12 protein-coding genes are annotated in these 15,708 nt (G+C 63.2%); 4 read left to right on the top strand and 8 right to left on the bottom strand.

Features of this window, described 5'->3' with window-relative positions; all coding sequences use genetic code 11:
• The first annotated feature begins 219 nt into the window (after window positions 1–219).
• From ACS13N_RS14440 to ACS13N_RS14425, 4 genes are all read left to right on the top strand, one after another.
• Complete coding sequence (locus tag ACS13N_RS14440; RefSeq protein WP_438932265.1) at window positions 220–741, top strand: MarR family winged helix-turn-helix transcriptional regulator; 522 nt, start codon at window positions 220–222, stop codon at window positions 739–741.
• A gap of 65 nt (window positions 742–806) precedes the next feature.
• A complete protein-coding gene (locus ACS13N_RS14435; RefSeq protein ID WP_438932264.1) occupies window positions 807–2,363 on the top strand; it encodes an AdeC/AdeK/OprM family multidrug efflux complex outer membrane factor in 1,557 nt (518 codons plus the stop codon).
• A 46-nt stretch (window positions 2,364–2,409) separates the two neighbouring features.
• Window positions 2,410–3,696, top strand: coding sequence for an HlyD family secretion protein (locus tag ACS13N_RS14430; protein WP_438932263.1), 1,287 nt, complete (start codon window positions 2,410–2,412; stop codon window positions 3,694–3,696).
• Window positions 3,697–3,710: 14 nt separating this feature from the next.
• A complete protein-coding gene (locus ACS13N_RS14425; protein ID WP_438932262.1) occupies window positions 3,711–5,267 on the top strand; it encodes a DHA2 family efflux MFS transporter permease subunit in 1,557 nt (518 codons plus the stop codon).
• A gap of 31 nt (window positions 5,268–5,298) precedes the next feature.
• On the opposite strand, the gene ACS13N_RS14420 is transcribed toward ACS13N_RS14425, so the two are convergent.
• The 8 genes from ACS13N_RS14420 to scpB form a co-directional block, all read right to left on the bottom strand.
• Complete coding sequence (locus tag ACS13N_RS14420) at window positions 5,299–5,937, bottom strand: IS1595 family transposase (RefSeq protein ID WP_438932261.1); 639 nt, start codon at window positions 5,935–5,937, stop codon at window positions 5,299–5,301.
• Window positions 5,938–6,178: 241 nt separating this feature from the next.
• Entirely contained in the window at window positions 6,179–7,123 is a 945-nt protein-coding gene (gene truB / locus ACS13N_RS14415) for a tRNA pseudouridine(55) synthase TruB (protein ID WP_438932260.1), read from the bottom strand.
• 2 nt (window positions 7,124–7,125) lie between these two features.
• Complete coding sequence (gene rbfA, locus ACS13N_RS14410; protein ID WP_031329194.1) at window positions 7,126–7,497, bottom strand: 30S ribosome-binding factor RbfA; 372 nt, start codon at window positions 7,495–7,497, stop codon at window positions 7,126–7,128.
• 125 nt (window positions 7,498–7,622) lie between these two features.
• The gene (infB, locus tag ACS13N_RS14405; RefSeq protein ID WP_438932259.1) at window positions 7,623–10,511 is read right to left on the bottom strand and encodes a translation initiation factor IF-2; all 2,889 of its coding nucleotides are present in this window, start codon (window positions 10,509–10,511) and stop codon (window positions 7,623–7,625) included.
• Between the two features lie 74 nt (window positions 10,512–10,585).
• Window positions 10,586–12,061, bottom strand: a complete 1,476-nt coding sequence (nusA, locus tag ACS13N_RS14400; RefSeq protein WP_438932258.1) for a transcription termination factor NusA — start codon at window positions 12,059–12,061, stop codon at window positions 10,586–10,588.
• Window positions 12,058–12,546, bottom strand: a complete 489-nt coding sequence (rimP, locus tag ACS13N_RS14395) for a ribosome maturation factor RimP (RefSeq protein WP_438932257.1) — start codon at window positions 12,544–12,546, stop codon at window positions 12,058–12,060. The genes nusA and rimP overlap by 4 nt, the downstream gene beginning before the upstream one ends.
• 206 nt (window positions 12,547–12,752) lie before the next feature.
• Entirely contained in the window at window positions 12,753–14,549 is a 1,797-nt protein-coding gene (locus ACS13N_RS14390) for a pseudouridine synthase (protein WP_438932860.1), read from the bottom strand.
• Window positions 14,550–14,639: 90 nt separating this feature from the next.
• Complete coding sequence (gene scpB / locus ACS13N_RS14385) at window positions 14,640–15,482, bottom strand: SMC-Scp complex subunit ScpB (RefSeq protein ID WP_438932859.1); 843 nt, start codon at window positions 15,480–15,482, stop codon at window positions 14,640–14,642.
• Window positions 15,483–15,708: the final 226 nt, after the last annotated feature.

The raw sequence follows: 15,708 nt of genomic DNA, 5'->3' as shown, positions 1-15,708 counted from the left end.
ACGTGACACGAGCTCAAAAACAGCTCGCGGAATAACCCGACATTCTAGCATGCTGCGATGCGCAAGACATGACACACCCTGACGAATCTATGAAGGGATGTTGCTAAAGAGGCCCTTACATCACACATTATTTCCGAAACTGGAATCGCACATTCAGTACCTTGCTGTTTGCTGCGCAGATTCGTATATTTGTCCGGACAATGATTGTGCATACATAAGATGTCCGAACAAACAAGACCCGCCACCGAAGTTGCAGCTTCCGGAACCCTGTTCCGGGTGGAGGACTACCGCATGTGTGAAAGCGTGGGCTACCTCGTCGGGCGCGCCAAGACGGCGCTGTCCATGGCGATCGAGCAGGAAGTCGCGCAGATGGACGTGACGCACTCCCAGGCCAGTTGCCTGGTGCTGCTCGCCAACGGCCGCTGCCAGACGGCAACCGACCTCGGCCGCGAACTGAACACCGACATCGGCTCGCTCACCCGCATGCTCAGCCGCATGGAGAAGCGCGGCCTGATCGAGCGCGTGCGCAGTGAATCCGACCGCCGCGTCGTACACCTGGAATTGACCGTTGCCGGCCGCGAACTGGCCGACCGCATGCCCGCCATCTATACCCATGTGCTGAACCGCTTCTTTGCCGACTTCACGCACGCCGACGTCGATACGCTGCGCGGGCTTCTCAAGCGCATCCTCGACAACGGCGCCGCAACCGAAGGCAACCGCCAGCGCCCCGCTGATCACTGACGCCGCACGGCCTGAATCGCACCAAACGTTTTTCGCTCTCCTGATCGCCTGACACCTCAAACAACATGAACGCCTTGAACTCCGCCCCCCAGGCACTTGGCTCCCGCGGCCGCACGGGCTATACCCGGGCGCAATGGCCGGCACGCCTGGGTGTGGCGCTTTCCGCCATTGCGCTGGCCGCACTGGCAGGCTGCGCCAACCTCGGCAACTCGCACAGCACGCAGACGCTGACCCAACCGGGGCAGTTGGCCAGCACGCAAACGTTGCCCTCGCAGGGTGGCCAGTGGCCGACGATGAACTGGGTCGACCAGTTCAACGACCCGCAACTGCACGCGCTTGTCGACGAGGCGATCAAGGACAACCCCAACCTGCAGGTCGCCTTTGCCCGCGTGCGCGCGTCGCGCGCGATGGCTGACGTGGTGCGCGGCAACCTGTACCCGAGCGTCGGTCTGGATGCGGAGATGACGCGCCAGCGCCTGTCCTCGTATGACCTGTTTGAAGGCACGCCGCTGGGCGGCAACTGGTTCACGGAGTCGAAGATCCAGTTGGGCGTGAGCTATGACCTGGACTTCTGGGGCAAGAACCGCTCCGCGCTGGAAGCCGCACTGTCTGACGATAAGGCCATGGAAGCCGAAAGCCAGGCGGCCCGGCTAATGCTCTCGACCTCGGTGGCACGCACCTACGCCAAGCTGGCTGCGTTGTATGCGCAGCGTGACGTAGCCCAGCGCACCATCGACCAGCGCAAGGACCTGACCAACCTCGCCGGCCAGCGCCTGCGTGCCGGCCTGGATACGCAGGTCGAAACCACGCAAGCGCGCGCCAATGTGGCGGCAGCGCAAACTGAGCTGGAACAAGTCGACGAGCAAATTGCCCTGGCACGCAACCAATTGGCTGCGCTGCTCGGCAAGGGCCCGGATCGCGGCCTGTCGATTACTCGCCCGACGCTGCTGGCACAGACCACGCCCAAGCTGCCGAACAACCTGACCATCGACCTGATCGGCCGTCGCCCGGACCTCGTGGCCGCACGCTGGCGTGTCGAAGCAGCATCGAAGGACATCGACGTCGCCAAGGCGGAGTTCCTGCCGGACATCAGCCTGACGGCGTTCCTGGGCGTGGCGTCGATCCTTCCGGAGAACCTGCTGCTGGGCAATTCGCGCCAGCTTGGCATCGGCCCGGCGCTGAAGCTGCCGATCTTCCAGGGCGGCAAGCTGCGCGCCAACCTGCGCGGCAAGTACGCCAGCTATGACGCGGCCGTCGCCAGCTACAACCAGACGCTGACCGAAGCCCTGCACGACACAGCTGACCAGATCACCGCGCTGCACAGCATCGATACGCAGATCACCATCCAGCGTACCGCCCTCTCGGAAGCTGAGCGCTCGTATAGCCTGGCCCGCACGCGTTATGGCGCGGGCCTCGGCACGCAACTCACCGTGCTGAATGCAGAGACCACGGTGCTGCAGCAACGCAAGCTCGCGACCGACCTGCAGGCACGTCGCCTGGATGTGCAGATGGCGCTGATCAAGGCGCTCGGCGGCGGCTACACGGCAGAAGAGCTGCCGGGCGCCAAACCCGAACACACAACGACCGGCGAGGCTGCCCAACAAGCCCCGTCGCATAGCTGATTTGAATTGAACCGACCGTTCCAACGCATTCTTTCGAGCCAACATCATGAGTGACAACAAGCCCCAAGCCGCCCCGTCCGCTGCCCCCGCTCCCGCAGCCCCGACCGCGGCGCCCAACGGCAATGGCAACGGAAAACGCAAGCGCATGCTGACCACGCTGGCCGCCGCATTGGTGGTCGCCGGCGTCGGTTATGGCCTCTACTGGGGCCTGTATGGCCGCTGGTTCGAATCCACCGACGATGCGTACGTGCAAGGCAACGTGGTTCAGGTGACGCCGCAGGTGGCGGGCACCGTGGTGGCCATCCGCGCTGACGACACGCAGCTCGTGACCTCGGGCCAACCGCTGATCGAACTGGATCGTGCCGACGCACGCGTCGCGCTGGAACAATCCGAGGCCGCGCTCGCGCAGACTGTGCGCCAGGTGCGCACGCTGTACTCGAATACCAGTGCGTATTCGTCTGCACTGGCGCAGCGCCAGTCGGATCTCGCCAAGGCGAAGGACGACCTGGCGCGCCGCAAGCAGATCGCCGGTACGGGTGCGGTGTCGCAGGAAGAAATTTCGCACGCGCAAACCGCCATGCAAGCCGCCGAGGCCGCCGTTGAAACCGCCAAGGAACAACTGCAAGGCAACCGCGTGCTGACCGAACAAACCACGCTGGAGCGTCACCCGAACGTGCTGCAGGCCGCGGCCAAGGTGCGTGAAGCCTACTTGGCCTACGCACGTACAAGCCTACCGGCGTCGGTGACGGGCTACGTGGCCAAGCGCTCGGTGCAAGTTGGTCAACGCGTTGCTCCGGGCACGCCGCTGATGGCCATCGTGCCGCTGGACCAGCTCTGGGTCGACGCCAACTTCAAGGAAGTGCAGGTCCGTCACATGCGTGTGGGCCAGCCGGTTGAGCTGGAAGCCGACGTGTACGGCAGCAGCGTGACGTACCACGGCAAGGTGGTCGGCTTCTCGGCGGGTACGGGCTCAGCGTTCTCGCTGCTGCCGGCACAGAACGCCACGGGCAATTGGATCAAGGTGGTGCAACGCCTGCCGGTGCGCGTGTCGCTCGACCCGAAGGAGCTGAAGGAGCACCCGCTGCGCGTGGGCCTGTCGATGATCGCCAAGGTCGATATCCACGACGAAGGCGGTCAGAGCCTGGCTTCCACGCCGGCCAACTCGCCGCTGCAAACGACGGTGTACGACCAAGCCGGCAAGGACGCTGACCAGGTCATCGCCAGCATCATCGCCACCAACGGCGGCCGTGGTGCGACCACTGCGCCTGCCCCTGTCACCGCACCGGCAGCGGCTTCCGCGCCGAGCGCATCGCAACCGGCACCCAAGGTCTAAAGAGGGCATCAAGCATGGCAACTGCCGCGCCCAAGCCGCTACCGCCACTGACCGGCGCCAAATTGGCGATCGGTACGGTGGCGCTGTCGCTGGCTACCTTCATGAACGTGCTGGATTCGTCCATCGCCAACGTGTCGATCCCGGCCATTTCGGGTGACCTGGGCGTAGCGCCGAACCAGGGCACGTGGGTCATCACCTCGTTTGCGGTAGCCAACGCCATCTCGGTGCCACTCACGGGTTGGCTGACGCAGCGTTTCGGGCAGGTGCGCCTGTTCATCACGTCGATCATCCTGTTCGTACTGTCGTCGTGGGCGTGCGGGCTGGCGCCCAACATGGGCATGCTGATCACCGCGCGGATCATCCAGGGCGCAGTAGCCGGCCCGATGATTCCGCTGTCTCAGGCACTGCTGCTGTCCACCTATCCACCCGCCAAGAGTTCCATGGCGCTGGCGCTATGGGGCATGACCACACTGGTGGCGCCGGTCATGGGCCCGATCCTGGGTGGTTGGATCTCGGACAACATGAGCTGGCCGTGGATCTTCTACATCAACATCCCGGTGGGCATCGGGGCTGCGTATGCAACCTGGGCCATCTACAAGGATCGTGAATCGCCCACGCGTGCGCTGCCCATCGACAAGATCGGTCTGGCATTGCTCGTGCTCTGGGTCGGCTCACTGCAGTTGATGCTGGACCGCGGCAAGGAACTGGACTGGTTCAACTCGACCGAGATCGTTGTGCTAACGGTTGTCGCCATCGTGGGCTTCGCCTTCTTCCTGATCTGGGAATTGACTGAAGACCACCCGGTGGTGGATCTGACGCTGTTCAAGGGGCGCAACTTCAGTGCCGGGGTGGTGGCCATCTCGGTGGCGTACGGGCTGTTCTTCGGCAACCTTGTGATCCTGCCGCTGTGGCTGCAAACCATCGTGGGCTATACCGCGACCGATGCGGGCCTGATCATGGCGCCGGTGGGCATCTTCGCCATCATCCTCTCGCCCGTCATCGGCAAGAACCTGCCGAAGATGGATGCGCGCTGGGTGGCAACATCAGCGTTCCTGACGTTCGCGCTGGTGTTCTGGATGCGCTCGCACTTCACCACGCAGGTCGATACCTGGACGCTGCTGATCCCGACGCTCATCCAGGGCGCGGCCATGGCGATGTTCTTCATTCCGCTCACGTCGATCATTCTGTCGGGCTTGTCGCCTGAGCGGATTCCGGCGGCATCAGGCCTGTCGAATTTCGTACGGATCATGTTTGGCGGTATCGGTGCGTCGATCTCAACCACGATCTGGGACAACCGCTCTGCCCTGCACCATGCGCAACTGGTCGAACATGCAAACGCGTACAACCCCGCCTATGCGTCGTCGATCAACCAGTACTCGCAGATGGGCATGCCCAACCTGCAGGCCAATGGCGTCATCGAGCGTACGATCTCGCAGCAGGCCGCAATGCTCGGCGCCAACGATATCTTCTGGATCTCGGCGGTACTGTTTATCGGGCTGATCGGCTTTATCTGGCTGACCAAGCCGGCCAAATCGGCCGGTGGCGCGGAGGCAGCGGCCGGCGCGCACTGACGGAAACGTCGCCCAAACAAAAAGATAATTCCTACCCAAACCGGACCAAAATGGGTTGAATTTCGAAGGTGGGAGTTGCCTGCAGAAGCTTGCGCAGCAAGGGTTTCAGGTCCTCATCGCGGTGGTTGAAGCGGTAGCAGGTTTCAGCCAAATAAAGATGGAAGAATTTGCTGAGCACGCCACGGTACGGATAGAGCCAGTTCTTGGCGTAGCTCCAGAAGCCCTCGATGCCGTTGATATGGTCCCGACCAACCGGTTTGCCCTTCTCCTTGCGTACCACCACATGGTTACCTCGTAGCCGCAAGGTGGCATAGGCCTGCCAGGCATCGGTGTAGTACAGCGAGCCCTCGCGGGTATGGGCTTGAATCTGATCCATGATGGCCGCCTGGTCATGCTGAGCAATCGGTGCGGCCTTCACTTCGCCGTTGCGTTTGACGATGCCGAAGACCACCACCTTGCCAGTTGCTCCCCAGCCACGTTTGCCGTGCCGAGCCCCGCCAAACGTGGTTTCGTCGCATTCCAGCGCGCCGGTGAACGGCTCGCGCAACTGCTCTTGCTGCGCCATGCAGGCGCGAATCAGCCGATAGAAGCGCTCGCGCGATTTGGCGCTGACCGACCGATCGAAACGCTGTCGATAGACCGGCACACCCAGCACAAACAACTCCAACAAACGGGTCTTCTCTCGGCTGCTCAGGCGCGCCGAATCCCACACAGACGTCCAACTGAACCGCTTGCCGCAGGCGCGACACTTGAGCCGTCCATCGGACAGTTTGTAGGGCCTGCTTGCCGAACACTCAGGACATCGTTTCATCGTCGGACCAGGGTAACTCTGGTCCGGTTTGGGTAGGAATTACCAACAAAAAAGCCACGCAGCAACGCGTGGCTTTTTCTTGTCCGTCGAACAGAACAGCTCAGAGGTGAACAAGACGCTCAGGCCTCAGGGCCCCTTCGCGCCAAACTGCCACGCCGAGCAGCGAGGTGACGGCATCTCCGCGTACGCCATAGACACGAACTTGCTCAGCGTTCGGCAACGCCAATCGGAGCGCCAGGCGCTGGCCGTGCAGGAAACGGCGGCTGTCTTCGGCATCCAACTCCACACGAGGCAGCGTTTGCAGCAACGCGTCCACAGGTGCCAGCATTGCTGCGCGCTGCTCTTCCGGCACGGCTTCCAACGCTTCAAGCGTCACCGCCCCCTCCAGCGTCAGATTGCCAACCTGAGTGCGCCGCAGCGCGGTCAGATGCCCGCCACAACCCAGCGCCTCACCAATATCCTCGCCCAACGTGCGGATGTACGTGCCCTTGCTGCATGCCACGCGCAACGTAATGGTTGGCGTGGCAGATTCCAGATCCGTCGCCAGCACGTCGATGGCATGAATCGTCACCCGGCGCGCGGCACGCTCCACCGTTTGCCCCGCACGGGCATATTCGTACAACGGCTTGCCGTCCTTCTTCAGCGCGGAGTGCATCGGCGGCACCTGGTCGATCTCGCCGACAAAGCGATCGACCGCAGCTTGCACCTGCGCGAGCGTGACCAACACGGGTCGCTCACTCAGCACCTCGCCTTCGGCGTCTGCGGTACTCGTCTTGATACCCAGACGCACAACCGTTTCGTATGTCTTGTCCGCGTCGAGCAAATCCTGCGAGAACTTGGTCGCCTCGCCAAAACACAGCGGCAGCAGCCCCGTTGCCAACGGATCGAGCGTGCCGGTGTGTCCAGCCTTCTTGGCCCACAGCAGGCGCTTGGTGCGCATCAGCGCGTCGTTGCTCGACCAGCCGATCGGCTTGTCCAGCAGCAGCACGCCGTGCACGTCACGGCGCGGCGGCTTCTGCAGCTTGGGCGCGTGTTGCTCTGCCATCGTCAGTCGTCTTTGGCGCGCGTGGCGTTGGCTTCGTCGATCAGGCGCGACATCTCGATGCCGCGCTCAAGCGAACCGTCAAAGTGGAAGTGCAGCGTCGGCACGGTGTGGATGTGCAAGCGCTTGAACAACAGCGAGTGCAGATAGCCGGCCTTCTCGTTCAGGATGGCGGCGGCGACTTCCGCTTCGGCACCCAGCACCGTGAAGTAGATCTTGGCGTGCGCGTAGTCCGGTGTGAGCGTCACGGATTGCAGCGTCACAAGGCCCATCGCCGGGTTCTTGATTTCGCGCTGGATCAGCTCGGCCAGATCGCGCTGGATCTGGTCGGCGATGCGCAGGTTGCGGCCGGCGGCCGATCCCGATTTTTTCGGCATAGCGTGTTCCCCATACGGCGCCACCGGAACACGCCGGCAGCCCCAAAAGACAAAACGGTGGCGCGGGACGCGCCCGGGCCACCGTCGCAAAGTCGAGCCGGACACCGCAGCGTCCGGCCAACGTATTACAGCGTACGTGCCACCTCGGTGATCTCGTAGATCTCGAGGTGATCGCCTTCCTTGACGTCGTTGAAGTTCTTGATCGACAGGCCGCATTCGAAGCCTTGCTTCACTTCCTTCACATCGTCCTTGAAGCGCTTGAGCGAATCCAGCTCGCCCGAGAAGATGACCACGTTGTCGCGCAGCACACGCACCAGCGAGTTCCGCTTGACGAAGCCATCCAGCACCATACAACCAGCCACCGCGCCAACCTTCGGCACGTGGAAGACCTGGCGCACCTCGACGGTACCCGTGGTCTCTTCGCGCTTTTCCGGCGACAGCATGCCCGACATCGCCGCCTTCACCTCATCCACAGCGTCATAGATGATGTTGTAGTAGCGGATGTCGATACCGTGATGCTCGGCCAGCTTGCGCGCGCCCGCATCAGCCCGCGTGTTGAAGCCGATGATGACGGCCTTCGACGCGGTTGCCAGGTTGACGTCCGACTCGGTGATGCCACCCACGGCGGCGTGCACAACCTGCACACGCACTTCGTCGGTCGACAGCTTCTTCAGCGAGTGCACCAGTGCTTCCTGCGAGCCCTGCACGTCGGCCTTGACGATCAGCGGCAGCGACTTCACGTCGCCTTCGCTCATCTGTTCCAGCATGTTTTCCAGCTTGGCAGCCTGCTGGCGAGCCAGCTTCACATCGCGGAACTTACCTTGGCGGAACAGCGCGATTTCGCGCGCCTTGCGCTCGTCCGGCAGCACCAGCACTTCTTCGCCTGCACCCGGCACTTCCGACAGACCCTGGATTTCCACCGGGATCGACGGACCGGCTTCCTTCGCCGGCTTGCCATCTTCGTCCAGCATGGCGCGCACACGACCGTAGGCCGTGCCTGCGAGCACCACGTCACCGCGCTTGAGCGTGCCGCTCTGCACCAGCACCGTAGCGATCGGGCCCTTGCCCTTGTCGAGCTGAGCTTCCACCACCAGACCCTTGGCCGGCGCGTTGATCGGCGCCTTCAACTCCAGCACTTCAGCCTGCAGCAGCACGTTTTCCAGCAGGCTGTCGATGCCTGCGCCCGTCTTGGCGGATACCGGCACGAACGGCACATCACCGCCGTACTCTTCCGGGATCACACTTTCGGCCACCAGTTCCTGCTTGACGCGGTCCGGATTGGCTTCAGGCTTGTCAACCTTGGTGATCGCCACCACGATGGGCACGCCAGCCGCCTTCGCATGGGCGATGGCTTCCTTCGTCTGCGGCATGACACCATCGTCGGCAGCCACCACCAGAATCACGATATCGGTCGCCTTGGCACCGCGTGCACGCATGGCCGTAAAGGCCTCGTGACCCGGGGTGTCCAGGAAGGTGATGACGCCGCGATCGGTTTCGACGTGGTATGCGCCGATGTGCTGCGTGATGCCGCCGGCTTCGCCCGCAGCGACCTTGGCGCGACGGATGTAGTCCAGCAGCGAGGTCTTGCCGTGGTCGACGTGGCCCATCACGGTCACGACCGGAGGACGGGTTTCGGCCTCGACGTTCGTCGGCTCTTCCACGCCCTCGATCAGCAGCGCTTCCGGGTCGTCCAGCTTGGCAGCGACCGCCTGGTGGCCCATTTCTTCGACCACGATCATCGCGGTTTCTTGGTCCAGCACCTGGTTGATCGTGACCATCTGGCCGAGCTTCATCATCTGCTTGATGACTTCTGCAGCCTTGACCGACATCTTGTGCGCCAGATCGGCCACAGAGATGGTTTCCGGCACGTGCACTTCGCGCACGACCGGTTCGGTCGGTGCCTGGAAGGCGTTGCGGTTATCGTCACCGTGGCGGTTGCGGCCACCCCGGCCCGAACGCCAGCCATCGCTGCCGCCCGTGTCACCGCGGGTTTTCAAGCCACCGCGCTTGCTGCCACGGTTATCGTCCTGCCAGCCCGACTTGCCGCGACCACCCTTCTTATCGCCAGACGGCGAGGTCGGTGCCGCTGCAGCGGGTGCCGGTGCGGCCGGCTTCTTGGCCGCCGCTGCCGGGCGCGCTTCCCCAGCCGGCTTGACCGGCTTGTGCAGCGTGCCCGATTGCTCAGCCTTCTTCGTCTCTTCAGCCTTGCGCTCGGCCGGCGTCTTCAACACGCGGGCCGGGGCGCTCATCATTTCGCGGATGGCGCGGGCCTCAGCTTCGGCGGCTTCACGGCGCTTGCGCGCTGCGTCTTCCTCAGCCTTGATCTTGTCAGCAGCCACGCGCGCCTCGTCGGCAGCCTTCTGCGCGGCTTCGCGCTCAGTAGCCAAGCGTGCAGCGTCTTCCTCGGCCTTGCGGCGCGGGGCTTCGTCTGCAGCTTCTGCGGCAGTACGAGCGGCCACGGCTTCCTCTTCCGCCTTCTTGGCGGCGAGTTCTGCCTGGCGCTTCTGCTCAGCTTCAGCGGCTTCCTGACGGGCGCGGCGCTCGGCTTCCTCACGCTCCATCGCTTCCTGGCGCGCCTTCAGCTCTGCTTCCTGGCGGGCCAGCTGTTCCGCCTGCTGGCGTTGCTCTTCCTCGCGGCGCGCAACTTCCTCGGCGTCGACCACCGGCGCTGCAGGCGTAGCTTCGCCTTCCGGTTTGGCCGAATGCGCCTCGTCACGCTGGACCAGCACGCGCTTCTTCTTGACTTCCACTTGCACGGTGCGCGTCTTGCCGGTGGCATCCGCCTGGCGAATCTCACTGGTTTCACGCTTGGTGATCGTGATCTTCTTTCGCGCGCCATCCTCGGCATTGCCGTGTGCTCGCTTGAGATAGTCAAGCAGACGGGTCTTGTCCGATTCGGTGATGACGTCTTCCGGCGTCGCCTTCTGCACGCCCGCAGCTTGCAATTGTTCCAGCAGCGCCGATGCGCTACGGTTCAATTCGCCTGCGAGTTGGGCAACTGTTGTGCTTGCCATTCAAACCCTTTCGATGCTTGGTTTTAGTGAGGATTGCGAGAAACGATCAATGGATCGATGTGGGTCTCGCAACGTCACGAAAACCAGTGTTCACGCGCCTTCATGATCAGCGCCTTGGCCTGTTCTTCGTTAACGCCGGTCATCTCGACCAGTTCGTCCACGGCCAGCTCAGCCAAGTCGTCACGCGTCTGGATGTTCCCCTCGGCCAGCTTGCCGATCAGCTCCGGGGTCAGCCCCTCGAGGTCGCGCAGGTCTTGCGACACCTTCTCGACCTTCTCTTCCTTTGCCAGCTCCATCGTCAACAGCACGTCACGGGCGCGGTTGCGCAGCTCGTTGACGGTGTCTTCGTCGAACGCTTCGATCTCCAGCATTTCCTGCAGCGGCACATAAGCCACTTCCTCGAGCGAGCTGAAGCCCTCTTCGATCAGGATGTCGGCAACCTCTTCGTCCACGTCCAGCTTCGCCATGAACAGCTGGCGAACGACGGAGCTTTCTTCCGCCTGCTTCTGTGCAGACTCAGCCGGCGTCATGATGTTGATCTGCCAGCCGGTCAGCTCCGAGGCCAGACGCACGTTCTGGCCGCTACGGCCAATGGCGACGGCGAGGTTTTCGTCGTCAACCACCACGTCCATGCTGTGCTTCTCTTCGTCAACGACGATGGATTGCACTTGCGCCGGCGCCAATGCACCAATCACGAATTGCGCCGGGTCTTCCGACCACAGCACAATGTCCACGGCCTCGCCGCCGACCTCGTTACGCACTGCCGTCACACGCGTACCACGCACGCCAACGCAGGTGCCAATCGGATCGATACGCTTATCGTGCGCCACGACCGCAATTTTCGCACGCACGCCCGGATCGCGCGCTGCCGCCTTGATCTCCAGCAGGCCCTGCTCCATTTCCGGCACTTCGTTCTCGAAGAGCTTAATGAGGAACTCGGGGCACGTGCGCGAGAGCTCGATCTGCGGACCGCGTGCGGTGCGGTCGACGTTCAGGATGTACGCGCGAACACGGTCGCCCGTGCGCAGGTTTTCCTTCGGGATCATCTGATCGCGCGCCAGCAGTGCTTCCACGCGGCCGGATTCGACGATCAGACCCTTCTTATCGGCACGCTTGATCGTGCCGGTCATGATCTTTTCGCCGCGATCGAGGTAGTCGTTCAGGATCTGCTCGCGCTCGGCATCGCGGATGCGCTGCAGGATCACCTGCTTGGCAGCCTGTGCGCCAATGCGGCCGAACTCGACCGACTCGATCTGCTCTTCGATGAATTGGTCGACGTCGATGTCGGCGTCCTGCTCCTTGGCTTCGAACAGCAGAATCTGCTTGTCCGGCTCTTGCAGCCCGGCATCATCGGGAACGACCAACCAGCGACGGAAGGTTTCGTGCTCGCCCGACTCACGGTCGATCGCCACGCGCACATCCACGTCTTCTTCAAAGCGCTTCTTGGTCGCGGAAGCCAATGCGGCTTCCAGCGCCCCGAACACCACATCCTTGTCGACGTTTTTTTCGCGCGCAAGCGCATCGACGAGCAACAGAACTTCGCGGCTCATTGCTTGTTCCCTTTGTTTCGATTTCCTTTGAAGTCCAGCACAGGCACCAGCCGGGCGCGGTCGAGTTCCGACAGCGTGAATTCCAGCAGTGCCGGGCCTTCCTTGCCCTCAAACTCGAGGCCGACCCGTTCTTGGCCGGGCTCCCCCGTTGGAGCCTGAATGATCCCCGTGAAATTCTTCTGGCCACCCACCGGCAGGCGCAGCGTCACCTTGGCCTCGAGGCCTGCGAAACGCGTGAAATCGGACAGCGTGCGCAGCGGGCGGTCCAACCCAGGCGACGACACTTCCAGCCGTTCGTAATTCACGTTTTCGACTTCGAAGACACGCGTGAGCTGATGACTCACCTTCTCGCAATCTTCAATGACGATGCCGTTCTCCGCCTGATCGATATACACGCGCAGCAATCCAGCTGGCGCGCGTTCCACTTCCACCAGTTCGTAGCCCATGGCGGCGAGGGTTTTCTCAATCAGATCAGTCAGATGCACGTTTTTCCTGAAGAATTTCCCGGTACTGCCAACCTGCTGAAGCAAAAAAAAATGGGCGCAACGCCCATATCATTCGCCCATCTTCTGCAGGATGACTTTTGATTAGACTCATATTGTAATCCGTCTCTGGGCAAAACGCAAAAATTGCCCAGGACGCACCACAAAATCGGGCGCCGCGACGGATACCGCACACAGCGCCACCAGACTCAACGCTTGCCGCCGCGGTTGCCACCACCACTGCGCGCTTTGTTTCCAGCCTTGTTGCCATTCGGCACGCCACCGCCCTTGCCCGGGCGCTTGGTGCCCGGTGCGCGGTTACCGTCACGCATGCCACCACCCGCACCTGCACCACCACGGCCGTCCGGTCGACTGCCCGTACGGGTGCGTGCCGTCAACGTGGTCGGGCCACCCACATTGATGTAGCCCATGGAGGTCTGCATCGGGTCCGGCTGGCGCGGATTGGACTGGCGGCGTGGCGCCGGCGCCACGCGATTGCCATTCTCGACACCCATACCGCGCGACTGGAAGTTCGCCTCGCCGGTAAAGCCCGACGACATCGGCCCCATCAGCACCGGCGCCTCACGACGGCGGTTGCCTTGACGATTGTTCTGCTGGCCACCCGAACTCGCTGCCGGCACCTTCATGCCCAGCGTACCCATCAGCGTGCGCACATCTTCAGCCGACACTTCCTGCCAGCGCCCGCGCTTGAGGCCGCGCGGCAGCACAAAGCTGCCGTAGCGCGTACGGATCAGACGCGACACGGTCAGATTGACCGCCTCGAACATCCGGCGCACTTCGCGGTTGCGGCCTTCGGTCAGGGCGACGTGGTACCAGTGGTTGACGCCCTCGCCGCCGCCGTCAGCGCAGCGCAGGAAATTGGCCTCGCCATCTTGCAACTGGATGCCGTGGAGCAGCTTCTGGCGATCGGTTTCAGCCAGTTCGCCGAGCGTACGCACCGCATATTCACGCTCAACGCCATAGCGCGGGTGCATGAAGCGGTTAGCGATATCGCCAGACGTCGTGAAAATCAACAGACCTTCGGTATTGAAGTCTAGGCGGCCGACAGCAACCCACTTGCCGGTCTTCATGCGCGGCAGTGCGTCAAACACCGTCGGACGGCCGTCCGGATCGGATTGGCTGACGATTTCGCCGGCCGGCTTGTGGTACAGCAGCACGCGCGGCGGCTTGTTGGGCAGCTTGCGCTGAATCAGCTTGCCGTTCACGCGCACCTGATCGGTGGCAAGAATGCGCTGACCGATGTGCGCCGGCAGACCGTTCACCGAGACACGGCCTTGCAGGATCAGATCTTCCATGTCACGGCGCGAGCCCAGGCCCGCGTCGGCCAGGATCTTGTGCAGCTTGGGCGCATCGTCCTCGGCGGTCAGCTCACGCGCCTTGCTCGACTGCGATGCTCCACCAGTGTCGGCTTCGGAGTCGTATGCACCGGAAATCACGTACTGGAAAACGTCGTCAGAACCCTTGCCACCCTTGCCGCCTTGGCTACCGCGCCCCTGGCTGCCTGCCTTGCCCTGCTGTGGCTTACCGTTACGGCCTTGACCTTTGCCGCGACCAGCATTGGCGCTCTTGCCCCCCGCATTTTCAGTGCGCTCGCCTGCTGGCTGACCCTCGCCCTCACGACGACGGCTCTTGCCGAACCGGCCACGCGGGCCGCGTCGCTCGCCGCGTTCGCCCCGGCCTTCCGCGGGAGCGCCTTCAACCGGTGCGGCAGATTCTGTTACCACCGGCACATCGCTAGCGGGGGCCTCTTTCGGCTTGCGGGCTCGCGGAGCGCGGCTCTTGCGCGGCTGCGCAGGCTGGCCGGCATCGGCTGCAACTTCGCCTGCAGACGCCTCGCCTTCCGGGCGGTCGTCCTGCTGCTGGCGGCGCGACGCCACGAGGTTGCGCAGGCCCCGGCGCAACCCTTTGCGGCGGGGCGCGGACGACTCAGCGCCATCCCCTGCGCCCTCTTGCCGGGGTGCGGAAGCGTCGGCGTCAGCCGGCATACGTGTATCCATGGAATCTGGCAGGGTGCTCACAACGTCTTTCAATTCAAGTGGTTCAGGCCATGCGCCGACTGGGCGGCCGGCATGGCATTACGAGTGTTCATTCGTGGAAGCCGCTGACGGCTCAGCCACGGTCTTGTTCGGATCTTCCGATTCCGCCTCAACGGTTTCGGTTTCAGCTTCGGGGGCGTTCGACCCGCTCGCCTCGACCTCGGCGGCGGCCTCGGCTTCTGCGTGCACAACAGGTGTATCTGCTTTCGCCGCCTCGGCCAGCAGCGGTTCGGTTACGTCGTCAGAAGGCGCCGGAGCGCCCTCGCCCTCCGGCGCATCGTTGACCAGCGCAGTCAATTCCTGCACCGCGATCGCCGCGCCCTCGAATTCGATGGCGCCTTGCTCCAGCAAACTTGCCTGCGCCTGGGCACGGGCATCTTCGAGCGGCGGCAGCTCATCCAGCGAGCGCAGGCCGAGGTCGTCCAGAAACTGCTTGGTGGTGGCATACAACGCCGGACGGCCCGGCACATCGCGGTGGCCAATCACCTCGATCCAGCCGCGGTCCTCGATCTGCTTGATGACCTGCGTGTTGACCGTGACGCCGCGAATATCTTCGATATCACCGCGCGTGACCGGCTGGCGATACGAGATGATCGCCAGCGTTTCCATCACCGCGCGCGAGTACTTGGGCGGCTTTTCCGGATGCAGGCGATCGAGATACACGCGCATCTCAGGGCGACTCTGCAAGCGCCAGCCCGAGGCCAGCGCGACCAGTTCGACACCACGGTTGAGCCAGTCCTGGCGCAGCTCTTCAAGCAGCACGCGAATGGTGTCCGCGGAAACATCTTCATCGAACAGCTTGCGCAAGTCATTGACTCGCAAGGGGTCCTGCGCGCAGATCAGCGCGGTCTCGAGGACGATCTTCGCCTCTTGGGTATTCATTCGGTTGAGCGGCTCGTCATTGCTCGCGGTCGGCAGGTCGCCGTCACGCTTGAGGTTTGTCGTCCCGCCGCGACGCACGCGGCATGTCTGAATGCTGTTGCCCGCCCGGGCCCGGCGCGCGAGGGCCAATTAGACCAATTGGGCCTTACACCGAAACGCAGTGGCTGTGCCCGCAAAAAGGGCCGGAGGAGCGAGTTGATCCGGTGCCGGTCAGGCACCACAAGGG

The sequence above is a fragment of the Ralstonia sp. 24A2 genome, from assembly GCF_051783885.1.
Taxonomy (GTDB): domain Bacteria; phylum Pseudomonadota; class Gammaproteobacteria; order Burkholderiales; family Burkholderiaceae; genus Ralstonia.
This window is presented reverse-complemented; position numbering and strand designations above follow the sequence as displayed.

Bases quoted from the DNA above. Each gene is read 5' to 3' on its own strand.
- truB (WP_438932260.1), bottom strand. From the start codon at position 7,123: ATGGCAGAGCAACACGCGCCCAAGCTGCAGAAGCCGCCGCGCCGTGAC.
- ACS13N_RS14440 (WP_438932265.1), top strand. From the start codon at position 220: ATGTCCGAACAAACAAGACCCGCCACCGAAGTTGCAGCTTCCGGAACC.
- scpB (WP_438932859.1), bottom strand. From the start codon at position 15,482: ATGAATACCCAAGAGGCGAAGATCGTCCTCGAGACCGCGCTGATCTGC.
- rbfA (WP_031329194.1), bottom strand. From the start codon at position 7,497: ATGCCGAAAAAATCGGGATCGGCCGCCGGCCGCAACCTGCGCATCGCC.
- infB (WP_438932259.1), bottom strand. From the start codon at position 10,511: ATGGCAAGCACAACAGTTGCCCAACTCGCAGGCGAATTGAACCGTAGC.
- nusA (WP_438932258.1), bottom strand. From the start codon at position 12,061: ATGAGCCGCGAAGTTCTGTTGCTCGTCGATGCGCTTGCGCGCGAAAAA.
- ACS13N_RS14425 (WP_438932262.1), top strand. From the start codon at position 3,711: ATGGCAACTGCCGCGCCCAAGCCGCTACCGCCACTGACCGGCGCCAAA.
- ACS13N_RS14435 (WP_438932264.1), top strand. From the start codon at position 807: ATGAACGCCTTGAACTCCGCCCCCCAGGCACTTGGCTCCCGCGGCCGC.
- ACS13N_RS14430 (WP_438932263.1), top strand. From the start codon at position 2,410: ATGAGTGACAACAAGCCCCAAGCCGCCCCGTCCGCTGCCCCCGCTCCC.
- ACS13N_RS14390 (WP_438932860.1), bottom strand. From the start codon at position 14,549: ATGCCGGCTGACGCCGACGCTTCCGCACCCCGGCAAGAGGGCGCAGGG.